Origin of the sequence: Pikeienuella piscinae (assembly GCF_011044155.1) — a bacterium.
Lineage (GTDB): Bacteria > Pseudomonadota > Alphaproteobacteria > Rhodobacterales > Rhodobacteraceae > Pikeienuella > Pikeienuella piscinae.
In genome coordinates, this window is sequence record NZ_CP049056.1 from 2,280,123 (window position 1) to 2,296,382 (window position 16,260).

General features: G+C 62.7%; 12 protein-coding genes. 8 read left to right on the top strand and 4 right to left on the bottom strand.

Features of this window, described 5'->3' with window-relative positions; translation table 11 throughout:
* Window positions 1–2: 2 nt before the first annotated feature.
* From G5B40_RS10985 to G5B40_RS11000, 4 genes are read right to left on the bottom strand one after another with little or no spacing between them, the layout of a single operon-like run.
* Window positions 3–1,268 (bottom strand): pyridoxal phosphate-dependent decarboxylase family protein, encoded by a 1,266-nt coding sequence (locus G5B40_RS10985; protein ID WP_165098466.1) that lies wholly within the window; start codon window positions 1,266–1,268, stop codon window positions 3–5.
* A 46-nt stretch (window positions 1,269–1,314) separates the two neighbouring features.
* Window positions 1,315–2,364, bottom strand: coding sequence for an amino acid ABC transporter permease (locus G5B40_RS10990; protein ID WP_165098468.1), 1,050 nt, complete (start codon window positions 2,362–2,364; stop codon window positions 1,315–1,317).
* A complete protein-coding gene (locus tag G5B40_RS10995) occupies window positions 2,361–3,530 on the bottom strand; it encodes an amino acid ABC transporter permease (RefSeq protein WP_165098470.1) in 1,170 nt (389 codons plus the stop codon). The genes G5B40_RS10990 and G5B40_RS10995 overlap by 4 nt, the downstream gene beginning before the upstream one ends.
* A complete protein-coding gene (locus tag G5B40_RS11000) occupies window positions 3,527–4,543 on the bottom strand; it encodes an amino acid ABC transporter substrate-binding protein (protein ID WP_165098472.1) in 1,017 nt (338 codons plus the stop codon). Before G5B40_RS11000 ends, G5B40_RS10995 begins: the two co-directional genes overlap by 4 nt.
* Window positions 4,544–4,957: 414 nt before the next feature.
* Here G5B40_RS11000 and G5B40_RS11005 point away from each other — a divergent pair, with 414 nt between their 5' ends.
* From G5B40_RS11005 to G5B40_RS11040, 8 genes are all read left to right on the top strand, one after another.
* Window positions 4,958–5,857 (top strand): hypothetical protein, encoded by a 900-nt coding sequence (locus G5B40_RS11005; RefSeq protein WP_165098474.1) that lies wholly within the window; start codon window positions 4,958–4,960, stop codon window positions 5,855–5,857.
* 31 nt (window positions 5,858–5,888) lie between these two features.
* A complete protein-coding gene (locus G5B40_RS11010) occupies window positions 5,889–7,508 on the top strand; it encodes a DUF2272 domain-containing protein (protein WP_165098477.1) in 1,620 nt (539 codons plus the stop codon).
* Between the two features lie 395 nt (window positions 7,509–7,903).
* The gene (locus G5B40_RS11015; RefSeq protein ID WP_246209472.1) at window positions 7,904–8,608 is read left to right on the top strand and encodes a sugar transferase; all 705 of its coding nucleotides are present in this window, start codon (window positions 7,904–7,906) and stop codon (window positions 8,606–8,608) included.
* Window positions 8,609–8,864: 256 nt separating this feature from the next.
* Window positions 8,865–10,574, top strand: coding sequence for an ABC transporter ATP-binding protein (locus tag G5B40_RS11020; RefSeq protein WP_165098479.1), 1,710 nt, complete (start codon window positions 8,865–8,867; stop codon window positions 10,572–10,574).
* 18 nt (window positions 10,575–10,592) lie between these two features.
* Window positions 10,593–12,977, top strand: a complete 2,385-nt coding sequence (locus G5B40_RS11025; protein WP_165098481.1) for a glycosyltransferase — start codon at window positions 10,593–10,595, stop codon at window positions 12,975–12,977.
* Complete coding sequence (locus G5B40_RS11030; protein ID WP_165098483.1) at window positions 12,967–14,349, top strand: O-antigen ligase family protein; 1,383 nt, start codon at window positions 12,967–12,969, stop codon at window positions 14,347–14,349. The genes G5B40_RS11025 and G5B40_RS11030 overlap by 11 nt, the downstream gene beginning before the upstream one ends.
* 16 nt (window positions 14,350–14,365) lie before the next feature.
* Window positions 14,366–15,289, top strand: a complete 924-nt coding sequence (locus tag G5B40_RS11035; RefSeq protein WP_165098485.1) for a sulfotransferase — start codon at window positions 14,366–14,368, stop codon at window positions 15,287–15,289.
* The gene (locus tag G5B40_RS11040) at window positions 15,286–16,257 is read left to right on the top strand and encodes a UDP-glucuronic acid decarboxylase family protein (RefSeq protein WP_165098487.1); all 972 of its coding nucleotides are present in this window, start codon (window positions 15,286–15,288) and stop codon (window positions 16,255–16,257) included. The genes G5B40_RS11035 and G5B40_RS11040 overlap by 4 nt, the downstream gene beginning before the upstream one ends.
* The last annotated feature ends 3 nt before the right edge of the window (window positions 16,258–16,260 follow it).

Consider the following 16,260-nt stretch of genomic DNA (forward strand, 5'->3'; position numbering starts at 1 on the left):
TTTCAGGAGTAGACCGCCTCGATGGACGAGGTGCCCGGCTCAAGCGTCCGGGCGATATCAACAGCTTCACCCAGATCCTTGAGGAAGGCTTCGCGCGCCGGCGCATGCATGAGGGACATCATCGCGTGAAGCCCGCGCGGGCGTCGCGTCAGCGCGGGCAGCCAGCCGCGCTTGTACATCTCCACGGCGGCGTGGAAGATGTCGAACTCGTCCGATCCGTAGTTGATCAGTGTCAGATCGGGCTTCGCCCAGAACTTCATGCCGGGGATTTCCCTAATCCCCTCGACATAGGCGTCAGTCATCGCGCCGAGGCGCTCCGCCGCCGCGCAGTAGCCGGATTCGCCGAGATGGTTCAGCACCGCCCAGGACGCGGCGACCGCGCCGCCGGGCCGGGTGCCGGCGAGGGTGGACGTCTGGAACCGCCCGCTCGGCCAGGCGTCAGCGACGAATTTCGCGCGCTCCATATCGTCGGCGTCACGGTAAAACACCGTGGAGGCGGGCTTGGGGCAGAAACCGAACTTGTGGAGATCGGCGGAGATCGAACGGACGCCAGGGTAGCGGAAGTCGAAATCCGGCGTCGGTCGGCCGATCTTCGTGAAGAAGGGCGCCATCCAGCCGCCGACGCAGGCGTCGACATGCAACCAGACCCCGGCATCCTCGGCCAGCGCGCTCAACTCCTCGATCGGGTCGACCACGCCATGCGGAAAACAAGGCGCCGAGCCGAGGATGGCGATGGTTCGATCGTCAATCAGCGGGCGCAGCGCCTCCGGATCGGCGCGCATATCGGCGCGCAATCCACCGCGCCGGATCTCGAGGTCCATCGCATCGGCGGCCTTGTCGAAAGCGGGATGGGCGGTGATCGGGATCACAATGTTGAGCGGGACTGCGGCGGCGCCATTCCCGCGCTTCGCGCGCCACGCGTCGCGCGCCGCCTTCATGGCGAGGAATATGCTCTCGCTGCCGCCGGTCGAAAAGACGCCGGCCGCGCCGGTCGGCGCATGAAAGAGCGAGAGACCGAAATCAAGCACCTCCTTCTCCATCGAACCGATGCTGAAGAAGGCGCGTTCACGGCCCAGCGCATTCTCGCTGAAAAACTCCATGAACGCCTTCTTGCCGATCTCGTAGGTTTCCTCGTCATTGCGGAACACGAAAAGCGGCGTACGCCCATTCTTCCAGTCGAGATCGCCGGAGGTCCGCCCGCGCATGTCCGCGAGAAGGTCGTCCCAGGCGCGCCCCTCCACTGGAAATGCATGTCTTGCTTCGGTCATTTCATTCTCCTCGTCATCAATCAATCAAGTCTCGGTCGCTGACCGTTCATTTCGCGCGCGTCTGCGCCAGCCGCCCCTCGATCCGCCGGCCGTAAGCGGAGATCGCGCCGCACATGATCGCGTAGATCAGCGCCGCGAAGACGAAAGCCTCGACGTGAAAGCCGATCCATTTCGGGTCCGCGAGGGCGGCTTTCGCCGCGCCGAGGAGATCGAGCATCGCGACGATCACCACCAGCGAGGTGCCCTTGAGGCAGGCGATAATCAGGCTGACCGTCGGCGGCAGCACGATCTCGAAAACCTGAGGCAGCACGACACGGACCATCATCGCGAAATAGGAAAGGCCGAGCGCGCGCGACGCCTCAAACTGGCCCGACGGGATCGCCTGCAGCCCGCCGCGCAGGACCTCCGCCATATAGGCCGCGATAAAGACCGTGAGGCCGAACAGCACCCGCACCAGCCCACTCGGCGCGAAACCCTGCGGCAGGATCACTGGGATCAGGACAGACGCCATGAAGAGAACGCTGATCAGCGGCACGCCGCGGACAAGCTCGACATAGACCGTGGCGACGTACCGGAACGCGGGCAGCTTCGAATAACGCGCGAGCGCGATCGGGATCGCCAAGAAAATGCCGAAGAAAGTGCCGAAGATCGTGAGCAGCACCGTGAGCGGCAGACCACCCCAATAGGAGCTGTCGATATAGCGAAGGCCCAGAACCCCACCCCACATCAGCACGGAGTAGAGGATCAAGCCGACCACCCAGGCGCCGGCGAGCGCCGGACGCCAGAAGCGCGGATTGAGCGAGAACGCGACCAGCGCCGCCAGAATCAGCGTCGCAATCACCGGGCGCCATTGTTCGACGTAAACGTAGCGGCCGAAGAGGATCAGTCGCGCCTTCGCGCGAATGAAGGCCCAGCATGCGCCGCCCTCCGGCGGGCAGCCGTTCATGTCCTCCGCCGACCAGACGGCGGAGAAGATCGCCCAGTCCAGGACTGGCGGGACGATCAGCATCAGCAGCGCGAGGCCGGCGAGATTGGTCGCCGCCGCGCCCGGCGTGGCGTAGAGCGGCCGGAGCCACCGGTCGAGCGCGGCGATCATCGCTCCACCAGCCTCGCGCGGGCGTTCAGCCAGTTCAGGATCAGCGAAGTGATCAGGCTGAGCACGAGATAGATGATCATCACGATCGAGATGCATTCGATCGCCTGCCCGGTCTCGAACACGGCGATGTTGGAGACCCTGACGATCTCCGGATAACCGATCGCCACCGCAAGCGAGCTTTCCTTGGTGAGGTTGAGATAGGAGTTGGTCATGCTCGGCAGGATGATCCGCAGCGCCTGCGGCAGGATGATCTTGCGCATCACCCGCCATGACGAAAGGCCGAGGGCGGCTCCCGCCTCTCGCTGGCCCTTGTCCACTCCGAGAATGCCGGCGCGGATGATCTCGGCGTTGAAGGCGCCGACATAGATCGTCAGACCGAGCAGCATTGCGGCGAATTCAGGCGAAAGCTCGATCCCGCCACGAAAGTTGAAACCGGCGAGTTCCGGCTTCTGAAGCTCCACCGGCGCGCCGTAAACGAAAAACGTGACGACGACCGGCAGGGCGAACGCGGCCATCGCCACGCCCTTGCGGCGCAGGAAGAACCAGGCCGCGCCCGCCAGCGCGACGCCGACAAGGGCGGCCAGACCGATCGGCCCGTGCGCGGGGTCCGCGACCGGCGCCGGAAGATATAACCCGCGATTGGTGAGGTAGACCCCTTCGAAGGGCGAGAGCGCCTTTCTCACCGTCGGGAGCGAACTGGTGAGAATCGTGTGCCAGAAGATGAGCTGCAGGAGGAGCGGCACGTTGCGCACCGCGTCGATATAAAGCCGGCAGGCGGTCGCGATCACCACGCTCGGCGAAAGCTGACCGAGGGCGATCACCAGCCCGACGATGGTCGAGAGAACGATGCCGATGGCCGCAACCTTCAGCGTGTTCGCGAGCCCCGCCGCAAAGGCGCGGAAATAGCTGTCGCCGGCGCGAAAAGGAATGACGCTCTCGCCAAGCTCGAAATTGGCGTCCTCGAAGAGGAAGCCGTAACCCGATTTGACCGAAAGTCGCTCCAGATTGGTCGAAACCGCGTCGACAGCCACCCAGCCGACAATCAGGAGGATGATGATGAAAAGCGTCTGCGCAAGAATGTCGGACCGTCGCGCACGCGCGACAAAGCGTGGGATGGGCGTGAGGAGACGGGCGCCGGAGCGCCCGCCACGGTCGATTTCGCTCACTGCCAGCCGGGCGCCACCATCGCACCGCCGTCGCGCCAGAGCGCGTTCATGCCGCGCGGCACGTCGAGACCGGAGCCGGAGCCGAGGTTCCGGTCATAGAACTCCCCGAAATTGCCGATCGCCTTGATGACGTTGACCATCCAGTCGTTGGAAACGCCCATGTCGGCGCCGATCGAGCCTTCGACACCCAGGAAGCGGCGAACGACCGGATCGGTCGAGGTCGCGGCGATCTCGTCGACATTATCGGAGGTGATCCCCATCTCCTCGGCCGTGATCATTCCCCAGTGCATCCATTTCAGCACTTCATGGAACGCCGGATTTCCCTGCCGAATGACCGGCGCCTCAAAGGATTTCGCGATCAGCTCGTCGAGAATCACGCTCCCGTCCGGATTGGCGGACTTGGCGCGCCGGATCGCCAGATAGGGCGGCTCCATGGTCACGGCATCGCAGCGTTGTTCGAAATAGTTTGCGAACATCTGGTCGCTGCTTTCGGTGGCGACGGGGGTGAAGCTCATCCCCTTGCCGCGAAACCAGTCGGCGAGATAACGTTCCGTCGTCGTGCCGGCGAGGACGCAGACCGTGGCGCCGTCAAGTTCGTCGACCGAGGTGACGCCAAGCTCCTTGTGGACCATGAAGCCCTGCCCGGTCAGATGGTTCGGCCCGATGAAATCGATCCCCATCGTCGTCTCGCGGGAGATCGTCTGCGTGACGCTGCGCGACAGGATGTCGATTTCGCCGGACTCGAGCGACGGAAACATCTGCGCGCCGGTCAGCACGACGAAATCGACCTTGTCGGGATCGCCGAAGATCGCCGCCGCGGCACCCTTGCAGAAGTCGACATCATAACCGGACCATTCGCCCTTGTCATTCAGAAACCCGACGCCGGCCAGGTAGTCCAGCGTCCCGCATTTCAGCGAACCGCGCTCCTTGATGTCGTCGAGAAGTTCGGCCTGAGCCGCCCCCGCCGTCAGAATCGCCAGCGCGCCGGCGGCGATCAGTCTTGATACGATCATGATCATGCTCCCGTGGACTTAGTCGTGTTTGTGCGTCTCTTGTGAGTGAAAAGCTGTCATGTGATATATCATTTTTCAACACATATCTGCCCGCCATGGCTTGTCGACGGCAGTTAACCCGGACGGTCCCGAAGCGGGGCCCGAAGCGCCTGTTGCTGAAGTGAAGCGTGAAAACGGTCTTGGTTGGATCGGGCGCGACGAAAGCCTGCAACCTCTTGAGGCGTGCTCAGCCGGCGCGGGAGGCAGCGGCGAAGCAGACAAACGCCGCATGATGGGAGGCGCAGGCCAGGGTAAAATACGCCTATATCTAATATGCTATTTATGATATTAATCAATTGTTTACGATCTTTCTCTTGACTTAAACGCGAAGTTATGAAAAACTCTCATTATCTGGCAAGGGGTGGGATCTCGAACATGAAACTCTCGGCTTTGGGCACCGCCCTCATCGTTTCGTCCATTCTGGCCGGTGGATGCTCCACCAATCGCGGCGCCGAAGAGTTCGGCTTCTATCGCGAAACCTTCCAGCAGACCCGCAGCGCTTCGGATGCGATCCTGGACCGGCTCGCAGTGACCGAGCGGCGGCTGTGGCGGAACTGCGTCAATGTGCTGGAGATCGACGACCCGCTCGATTGCGAAGCGCTGGTGCGCGGGCAGACGCCCTTCAAGCCCGACCAGGCGCTCTATTTGGTGAGCGCCGGCGATCCGCCTGCGACAGCTGCCTTCCGGCGCGCCATCGCCGCGGTCGGCGCCTACACCGAGGCGCTCAACGCGCTGGCCTCCGGTCAGTCCGCAGATGTCGTATCGGGTCAGGTCGGGCGGATCGTCGACATCGCGGCCGCTGCCGCCACGGCCGTGGCCCCGCCGGCCGCAGCCGGCGCCGGCATTACCGCGGCCATTTCCGGAGTCAATGCGCATGTGCGGGCCTTCCGGGCCCCGGCCCGCGGGGCGATCGGATTCGTCGCGCGCGCCGAATTCCGCGATCAACTTCTGGCCAATGGCGAGACGATGAAGGCGGCGCTGAAAGGCGTGCGAGACGCGACGCCCGAGATCTTCGCCGCATTCAGGGGCCATGCGATCCTGACCATTGGACGGGGTGGCGATCTGGAGGCGCGGGCCGACGCGATAGAGGAAACGCGGGTGCTGCTCGCCAACTGGGTGATCCTGCTGGACGCCGCGGACCGGGCGCTTGATGCGGCGCTCGCGGCGGCGGCTGGTGAAGGCGATGGCGGCGTCTCCGGTCTGATCGCCGCCGGCCAGTTGCTGACGATGGCGGCGGAGGAAACGCGCCGCGCATTGGCCGGCGGCGTTGAGTGATCCGAAGAATTTCGACCGGAGAGGATAGGACATGGACGCACTGGCGAAACTTGAGGCCATGCTCAACGCCGCTGATGCGGCGCATGACGCGGCCAAGAGCGCCGGCGACACCGCCGCCGCCGCCGCAATTCGCGTAGAGACGATCAGGCCGCTGGAGAGCGCCATTGCCGGCATGGTGCTCCTGCCGCTGCACGCCCAAGCGCAAAAGTTGAGCGGTGTCGCGGCAAAGCTGGAGCGATCGCTGATCGCGCTGCAGGGACGGATCAACCGGTTGTTCCTGGATCGGTTGATCGAAAAGGCGCGGAAACTCGGACTCGCGAATGTCCCGGAGGCGCCGCGACCGGAACCGGTTCGGGAAGACACGACGGTCGCGGAGACGGCGACCACGAGCGGCGCGGCCGCGGGAGAGGCGACAACTACGGCGACGACGGACGCCCCGAGAGTAACGGACGGCGCGATCGCGGGCGGCGGGGCGGCCGCCGTCAGCAGACCGACCGGCAAGGTCATAGACATCACCGATGAAGACCTTGACGCCCTGCAGCGCGTGGCGCAGAGCGAGGTCGGCCATTTCGCGAAATACGGCGAGGCGGAGCTTCGCGGCGGACTGGCGGCTGTCGTCGACACGGTTCTGAACCGCGTGGCGCATGCAAACTGGAGGGACACGATCCAGAAGGTGATCGACCAGCCCAAGCAGTTCTCCGCGATCAACGCGACGGGATCGTGGACTGGGCTGCCGAAGGCGAACGCTAACGTGACGGAGATCGTCGAAGAGCATGTGAAGGCGCGGGCCGCCGGCGGCGTGAGCGAGATCAAGGGCGCGACGCATTTTCTGAACCCGCACCTGTCAAGCGCTTCGGCTCTGGCGGCGTGGGGGAACCACGTGGTTCGCAACGCGGTCGCGATCTACGGCAGCGAAGCGAACAAGGATGTGCATTATCACGGTTTCGCGCCGGGCACGGCGTTGCCGCCGTCCTATACGGTTGCGCGTAAAGGCGTGGCGAGCAGCTTCGACGCGGTCGGACGGTCAATTGGCGGGCCGGCCTCCAACGCCGATATCCGCAACGCGATCCTGCGCATCTGCCGAGAGGAGTTGGCCAGGTTTGACGGCGGCTCCGCGAAGGAAACGGAAGACCCGCAATACCTGCGCGTCGGCGACTACTGGCGGGCGGTGGGGCAACCGAATGACGGCCGGACGCTGGACGCCAGCGGCAAAAGACCGGCCTGGTCAGCGGCCTTCATCTCGTTCGTGTTGAAAGAGGCCGGCGCGGGAGACCGGTTCAAGTACTCCGTCGGCCACTGCCACTATTTTCAGGACTGCGTCGATCGCACCGGACCGGCCCTCTACGAGGCGGTGTCGGCGGCGGACGCGATTCCGAAGCCGGGGGACATCGTGCATTACGGGCGCAGCGACGCCGAGAAGCACGATTTCGCAGCGGCGCGCGCGGACTACGGCAATGACAGTTTCTACCCTTCGCATTCCGCAATCGTGGTCGAGGTCGATCGCGACAGGGGTGAAATCAAGACGATCGGAGGCAACGAGAGCGACTCGGTCAGGATGGCGACCTATGCGCTGGACAAGGACGGGCGCCTCAAGCCGCGCCGTCGCGGGAACCGCTCTCTGCCCTGGATCGGGATGCTTCGGCTCATCTGAAGGAGAGACCGGCGCGTATTCGCGCTTCGACGCGGCGGACCAGACCTCGGCGGAGCATCCACGCTGAACGCCGCGTCGTGGGCGGAAGCGTTGCGTGCAGATGTCATGTCTGGTCGTCTCGCGAATTATTCACCAAGGTCACGCCTAGTCATCGGAGCGCGAACCCCGCGATTGGCGCGACCCCTTTCTCTTGACTCTCCGCCAATGCTATGGCCTCATCGCAGAATCAATCCTGCTTATTTGTGAGTCGTTTATCTGAGGATTGAGTGTGCCGCGCGGCGGTATTTCAGCAGCCGCTCGATTAGTAGTGTCAACAGTGTCACCAGAGTAGTTTTGTGGGTTTCCTTCCATTTTTGGAACCGGTTCAGATTGCACTTTACCGAGGAGGAAAAGTCGTGGGGGACTTTGTCGCGCGGGGCTATTCAAAGCAGAATTTTGTCTCCGCCCCGGAACTGGTCGCAGATCATGAAAGTGGAGGAGAGCCGCTATTCGCGGGTCTCACCCGCCGCCACGCATATATTACGTCAAAGCGCGTTTTCGACATTGTCGTAAGCATCCTGTGCCTTCCGCTTTTTCTCGGGCTGTGCTGCGTACTGATCGTATTGAACCCGTTCTGGAATCCCGGCGAGTTGTTCTATTTGCAGCGCCGCATGGGGAAGGACCGGAAAGGCTTCATCATGCTGAAGTTCCGCTCCATGACCCGGGAGAACAACATCAAACGCGGGGCTGACGATCCGCTGGAAACGTCTCGCATCACGCCGCTCGGACGATGGCTGCGGCGCAGCAAGGCCGACGAACTGCCGCAGATTCTGAATGTGCTGCTCGGCGAAATGAGCCTGATCGGCCCCCGGCCCGAGGTATTTTCGTTCGCACAGACCTACAGGAGCGTGATTCCAGATTATAGCATCCGGGAGTCGGTCAGACCCGGCATGACGGGCTACGCTCAGGTAAAACAGGGCTATACGGACACGATAGAGATGGCGCGCCGAAAGGCCGATCTTGACGCCTTCTATGTGCGCAACATGGGCTGGCGGCTCGACCTATACGTCCTTGCCGGGACGATCGCGATCCTGTACGCCCCGTGCAAAACGCGTCAGTAAATCACTGCGCTGCGGTGCTTCCCCCGGCGCCACGAAGGGTGCGTCCAAGGGCGCGCAAATGTCGATCCTCCTCCACGCCGGAAGATGGAAGGGTCGCCTGGCGGGAATGGCCCGAGCATCCGAGCTCGTCGCGGGCTGGGCGCGCCGGCACGACGCCATGAAAAGCCTCGCGACCGCGCTCCGGCTTCTGACAAGACGAGAACGCAGGACTGCGCTGTGCATAATGCCTCTCATCATACTGAGCGGATTCGCCGACATGGTGGGTGTCGCCATGATATTTCCGTTCCTCAAGATCCTTAATGAGCCGGGACTGATACATTCAAACCAATATCTGTCCTACGTTTATGAATACGGCGCATTCCAAACGGCTGATGATTTTCTCATCTTTATCGGCGTCAGCTTTTTCTCCGTTCTAATTGCTACAGCGGCCCTGAAGATTCTGACCGTCTACGTGGCCAATCGCTGGCTGGAAGGCCGCATACATAGCTTGTCGAAACGGTTGCTGACCGTCTATCTGCGGCAACCCTACGAAGCGATGCTCGAGCGTAACAGCAGCGAGTTGGTGGCCAACATGCTGTCCGAGACCGGGCGGGTCGTCTCACAGATATTCCGGGCGTTTTCGGAGTTCGTCGTCTCATCAGTGACGCTGATCTTCATGGTCGTCCTGCTTCTTGTCGTCAATCCGACGGTCACGATCCTGGCCATGGGCGCGTTTTCGATCCTGTACGCGATCCTGTTGCTCTGCGTCCGTCGGCTGACTTCCCGGCTTGGCGCCACGATCCTGGCCACCAACCGCGTGCGCCATCGTCTGGCCTGGGAAGCTCTGGCGGGAGGCAAGCAGGTTCGGCTGCTCAATCGCGAGCGAACACTGGTGGAGAGCTACGCGCATCCGTCGATCGAATTCGCCCGCGCCAACGCGACATCCAACACCGTAAGAATGGCGCCGCGCCATATCATAGAGAGCCTGGCCATTGGCGGCACTGTCCTCATGACGCTTGTTCTGATGACGAGAAGCGGCGGCATCGACAGCGAGACGATGGCCTCCATCATGCCGACGCTGGGCGTGTTCGTGCTTGCGGTCTATCGGATGATGCCGGCGTTTCAACGCGGTTACAACGCCGCCGTGTCGCTACGCCTGAGCAATGCGTCGGCGGAGTCGATACTCGCGGATTTCAGGAGCGCCGCCAATCTGCCGGAGCTGCCCAGCGCATCGATCCAGCCGCTGCGCTTCCGCGAGAGCATCGAGTTTCGGGACGTTTCCTATCGCTATCCGGGCGCCGACAGCAGCGGGCTGAGGAACATCAACCTGACGATCAAGGCGGGCATGTCGGTGGGGATCGTCGGGCGGACCGGCGCCGGCAAGACGACCCTAATGGATCTCATTCTCGGCCTTCTAGAACCCACGGAAGGGGATATCCTGATCGACGGCCGGAAACTGACGCCGAAGGAAGTGCGCGCCTGGCGCACGAATGTCGGCTACGTGCAGCAGGACATATTTCTCAGCGATGCGACGATCGCGCAGAACATCGCCTTCGGCGTCCCCGAGGACCAGATTGACAGGACCCGCCTTCGCACCGCCGCGCGCATGGCGCAGATCGAGGACTACATCCTCAACTCTCTTCCCGAAGGCTACGGCACGTTCGTCGGGGAACGGGGGGTCAGGCTCTCCGGCGGCCAGCGTCAGCGAATCAGCATCGCAAGGTCGCTCTACCCTGAGCCTGAGGTCATCGTCTTCGACGAGGCCACCAGCGCGCTCGACAACGCGACTGAATCGCTGGTGATGGAGGAGATTTCCAGACTGGCGGGCGCGCGCACCCTGATCATGGTGGCGCACCGGCACACAACGGTTCGCGACTGCGATCTGATCGTTACGCTCGATGCGGGCGCGATCAAGGCCAAGGGGGTCTACAGCGATCTCGTCAGCGCCGACAAAGCCGGGATTTCGGTCGTCGCTGGTGGGGGCTAAGCTGATGAAGCTTCAGCCATGCGCATGAACACCACCGCGGACGCGGGCGCGCCCTTGATCCGCGTTGCGTTCGGCTCGGTTCCCAAGGACGGGGGGACGTTCACGTTTTATCGCACGTTGCGGCCGGTATTGCTCGAGCGCGGTATCGACATGCGCTGCGCCGCGGTCGGTCGGCGACAGGCCGAGCTTACCGACGCCGCGTTCATCGACGAAGGATGTGTTCAGCTTGCGCCTCACAGCGACAATCTGAAGTTACAGGCCCGCACATTCGCGGACTGGTGCGAAGATGAGAAGATCGACATCGTTTTCGGCGTCAATTCGCCAGCGATCCTCAGCGCGCTCGCGCATCTTCCCGCGAAAATCCGGGCTCTGGCGCGCTGTGCGAACGGCTTCGACGAAGGCTATCGGCTTACCCTGATCGGGCGCGAGCGGCTGGCGCGGATCGTCGCCCTCGTCCCGCGGCTGCGTGACGATCTGGTGAACGACTACGGCGCCGATCCATCCCGCATCGTTCTGATTCCCAACGGCACATCGCCCGAGCGTTTCGCGCAGGCCGCGAGCAAGACGCGCGGGGCGGGCGACCGTCTGGAACTGGGATTCCTCGGGCGGCTCGAACACAATCAGAAAGGCGTGCTGCATCTGCCGGACGTGTTGCGTGATCTGGACCGTAAGCGCGTTTCCTATCGCCTGACCATCGCCGGCCGCGGGCGGGACGAATCTCAGCTGCGCAACGCGCTGCGCCAGCATCTTGATCGTGGTCATGTCCGCTTCGCAGGCAGCCTGTCGCCGGCGCAGATCGCCGACTTTCTGGCCGAGATCGACGTTTTTCTGTTCCCCTCTCATTTCGAAGGATGCCCAAACGCGCTTCTGGAGGCCATGACAGCGGGCGCGACGCCAGTGGCGTGGAGACTTCCAGGAATTACGGACTTCCTGATCGACGACGGAAAAACCGGACTCCTCGCCGAAACGGGGGACACCGCCTGGTTCGCGAACCATATCGCTGATCTGGCGGAAGATCACGATCGCCTGGCGGCGATGAGCCGCGCAACCTCAGAGGCGGCGCGTGCGCGATTCTCCAGAGACACTTGCGCCAACGCATACGCCGAGCTTTTCTCGAAGGTCATGGCGGAGCCGCCCCCGCAATGGGAGCCGGCGCCTTGGACGCAGTTCAAGGTCAACCCGATGTTCCGCCGGCGTCTGTTGTCGCGGATCCTACCGGCGCCGCAGCGGCAAGCGCTACGCTCATTCGCGGAGACTTTGCGCGGGCGCAAGGCGACGACGCCGGCCCATGCGCATTCGGCGGCCGGCGGCCTGCGTGTCCATCAGATCATCAATAGTTGCGATCTGAAACTGGGCGGGGCCGAACGCATCGCCCGCGCGCTGCATGAGAACCTGCGCGCGGCAGGCGTCGAATCTCATCTTGTCTCCCTGCAGGCGTTCGCCGAGGGCGACGCGCCCGAAGGCGCGGTCTCTCTCGGCCTGAAGAGCCCTTACGACCCGCGCGCGCTGACGCGACTGGCGGCGTATGCGAACCAGATCGGCCCCGGCGATATCGTCCATGCACACCTCTTTCCCGCCAGCGCGCATGTCGCCGCGCTCGCCCGCGCCGGCCGCCTCTCCGCTCCGCTCGTCTTTACCGAACACAGCACCTCGAACCGCCGCAGGTCCCACCCTCTGGGCGGCCTTGTCGACCGCCAGATCTACGCCGCGTTCGACAGGATCGTCGCGATCAGCCAGGGCGTGCAGAGTGAACTTCTTCGGTCGCAGCCATGGATCAACGGGAATACGACCGTCATTCACAACGGATGCCGTCTTCTTTTCGACGCGCCGACCGCACGAGAGCGACAGCAAGAACCGTTTCAGTTGCTCTCGGTCGGGCGTCTGACGCCCGCCAAGAATTATGGGGTCGCGCTCGAGGCGATCGCCAGCCTCGCGCCGCGCGAGATACGCTATGTCATCGCCGGCGATGGCCCCGAACTTCAGCCGCTGCAAGAAAAGGCGGCGTCGCTAGGCATCGCTCGGAGAGTGGAGTTCGCGGGCTACGTGCCCGACATTCGCGAACTCCTCCGCGCCGCCGATATCTTTCTGATTCCCTCGGCATGGGAGGGTTTCGGCCTGGCCGCGGTCGAGGCCATGAACGCCTCGCTGCCTGTGATCGCTTCGGACGTGCCAGGGCTGAGAGAGGTGGTCGGCGCCGACGCCAAGGCCGCCATTCTGGTCGATCCAGGCAAGCCTGAAGCGATCGCCGAAGCGATCCGCCGCCTGCTCGACGAGCCAGACACACGCCGCGCGCTGGGCCGATCCGGATATGAACGCGCGCGGGCTTTCGACATGGAAGCATTTCTGCACGGGCATCTTAGGCTATACAAAGGCCTGAAGGGACGCGCGGCGCATGAAACATAAACGTATAAGCACTACGCCCGGCATCGGCTTTTTCGCGCTCTTCGTCTTTGTGCTCGTCGCCATTCCGAAGATCAACGTGAGCCTCGGGCCGGTCCCGCTCTATTTCATAGACCTTATGATCGTCTCGCTTCTCTGGATGGCGCAAAGACGCCCCGCGATGAAGCCCGGCCAAAGGCGCTTCGCCGGCGCGATATCGACGATCCTGCTTTTCGCGTTGATCAGCGAACTGGTCGGCGCCTTCACATTCGGCGCACTGCCGGAGTCCATCTACATTGCGGTCCGGACTTGCCTGGCGGTCAGCGTCTTTTTCATCACCGGGCAATTCGTGAGAACGCCGCGCGACGTCGAGATCGTCTTGCGCGCCGTGGTTGTGGGCGTGCTGTTGACCGCCTCGCTCATGATCCTCACTTCGCTGCCAATGACACGCACCGCTGTTTCGGACCTTGTCTTCTCGCACAGCTTTCTGGAGCCGGCCTCGCAGAACGTCAGAGAGCTTCTCGTGGCAGGCGAAACCGGAGTTCGCGGCCGCACGCTGGTCGGCGTCTCGATCCTCGGCGCTTCGTTCATCAATATATGCTGGCCGCTCGCCGCCCTGTTCATCCGCTGGCCCTGGCCGATGAACGGGCTCTGGCGCCAACTCGCGTTGCTGGCCTGCCTGCTGGCGCCGATGGGGGTCCTGATGAGCTATTCGCGCGGACCGATCATTGGCGCCATCCTGATCGTTCTCGCCGCGCTGTTTCTTGGTCTAAAGCACGTCCGACGCGGCGTGATCTTTCCCGTGCTTGTCGGGGCGACGGTCGTTGCGTCAGTGGGAATCACATCGCAGATTTTCTTTTTCGATCGCCTCACGAAGCGCAGCGAGGCGATGCTGGAGAAACCTTTCGCCGACGAGCGTGAAAGCGAACGCATTCTGGCCTATGTTGAGCCGTTCGAGCACATGATGCAGCATCCACGCTTTCTCGTCGCTGGAGAGGGTCTCACCGTCAGATACGCGGAGATCCAACAGGCGCCCGAACAGGCCGGCAAGGCGACACACGCAATATTCGCCATGGCCTACTACTGCTATGGCCTGATCGCGTCGATAATCTATCTATCGCTGATTATCCGGGCGCTCTTTTTCACCGGCGCGCTTTCCCGCCAGGGGCGATCATTCACCGGGCTCATGTCACAATCGCTGTTTCTCTCGATGGTCGCGATTGTGCCATGGGCGGTGTTCGGACACGCCGCCATATCGACGCCGCGCGGCGCCATGCTCTTTTTCCTTATCTTCGGGCTGATATCGTCGCTTGTTCATTTTCGCGCGCCAGTCCGCCGGTTCAAGCCAGTGAATGGGGTTACACATGTCCAGCGTCGTACTCCTGCTTTCCGATAAACGCTCTGGTTCAACCATGTTCCAGGACGAGATCTGTCGTCATCCGGACGTACGGACCGTTCAATATTCGCCGCATTCGAACCTTGAAACGCACTGGTGGCTGATGGCGGCCGTGCTTCTGGGAAAACCGGGCCAGCTTTTCAACTCGGGGCGGCCCTATGACGGGTACGGGGGACGCGAGAACGCTCGCGCCTACATGATCGATCTGCTCGCGGAATGCGCACCGGACTTCAGCCCCCCTCTGGACGACCGGGCGCTGGTTTTCGATGGGTGGGAAGCGCTGTGCCGGACATTGGCTCAACCGGTCTTTTTCGAGAAGTCGCCGCAGTTTCTGGCGCAATGGGCCGCCCTCAGCCTGATCCTTGAATGGATGCAGCAAACCACATTCGACGTGAAGATCATCGGCCTGGTCCGCAACCCGCATGGAACGATGTATTCTGCCGCCGCCCTGTTCGGCACCGATCCCGCGACGCGGCAGTTCGGTTGGCTAGAAATCTGCCGCAACCTGCTTGTGGTCGAGCAGATGTTGCCCGCCGACCGATTCATGAAAATCCGATACGAGGATCTGATAGATGAGAAAGCCGCCGGCTTCGCCGACATTTGTCAGTTCATCGGCGTTCCGCCCATTGACGCCGTCGGTTCCGGCGCTCATGGCCGCTCCACCGACAAATGGAGGCGCGACGTCGGCTATCGGCTGAAACTGGACCCGGCTGTCCGGCAGATGGCGCGCCACCTGGGATACTCGGACGCCGATCTCGACAATCCGAACGCCGCTGACGCCGGGGAGGCGCAAACCGTGATGCGGCGCAATTCGCCGCGCATCTGGTTCAATCGCAGGCGTGACAGATTCCTGCAGCCGATGTGGCTGAGGCTGCGCGCCATGCTGCGCCAGAATGGTTCGACGGACGCCAACGCAAGTCGTAGCCTGGACATGAAATGAGCATCAGCAAGCAAATCCTCGTCACCGGCGGCGCCGGCTTCATCGGATCCCACCTGATCGAACGGCTGATCGCCGATGGACACGACGTGCTGTGCGTGGACAATTTCTACACCGGCACGAAACCCAATATCCGTCACCTTATCGACAACCTCCAGTTCGAGCTGATCCGCCACGATGTGACGTTTCCTCTCTATGTGGAGGTGGATTCGATTTTCAATCTGGCGTGCCCGGCCTCTCCGATTCACTATCAGCGCGATCCGGTCCAAACGACGAAGACCAGCGTTCACGGCGCCATCAACATGCTGGGGCTCGCGAAGCGGCTGAAGTGCAGGATCTTCCAAGCGTCCACAAGCGAAGTCTACGGCGACCCGAAGATCAATCCGCAGACGGAGGACTATTGGGGGAATGTCAATCCGAACGGCCCGCGCTCCTGCTACGATGAAGGCAAGCGGTGCGCCGAAACATTGTTCTTCGATTATCACCGGCAGACCGGGCTCGACATCAAAGTCGCGCGGATATTCAACACCTACGGCCCGCGCATGCACCCGAACGACGGAAGAGTCGTTTCCAATTTCATCGTGCAGGCGTTGAAAGGGGAGCCGATCACGCTGTTTGGCGACGGCTCGCAAACGCGTTCATTCTGTTACGTGAGCGATCTCGTGGAAGCGATCATTCGCTTCATGAATACCGGGCCTGACTGCCCAGGGCCCCTGAACCTCGGCAATCCGGTTGAGATCACCATCGGTGAACTGGCGGATCGAATCGTGAAGATGACCGGCTCTCGCTCGAAGATCGCCTATCACCCGCTGCCCCAGGACGATCCGGTACAGCGTCGCCCCGACATCTCGCGGGCGCGCGCCGCGCTTGACTGGGAGCCGACGGTGACGCTGGAACAAGGACTGGAGAAAACCATCGCCTATTTCGACACGCTGCTTTCGGATTCCGGAACCGGGCGGCCCGAGAGCTGATCG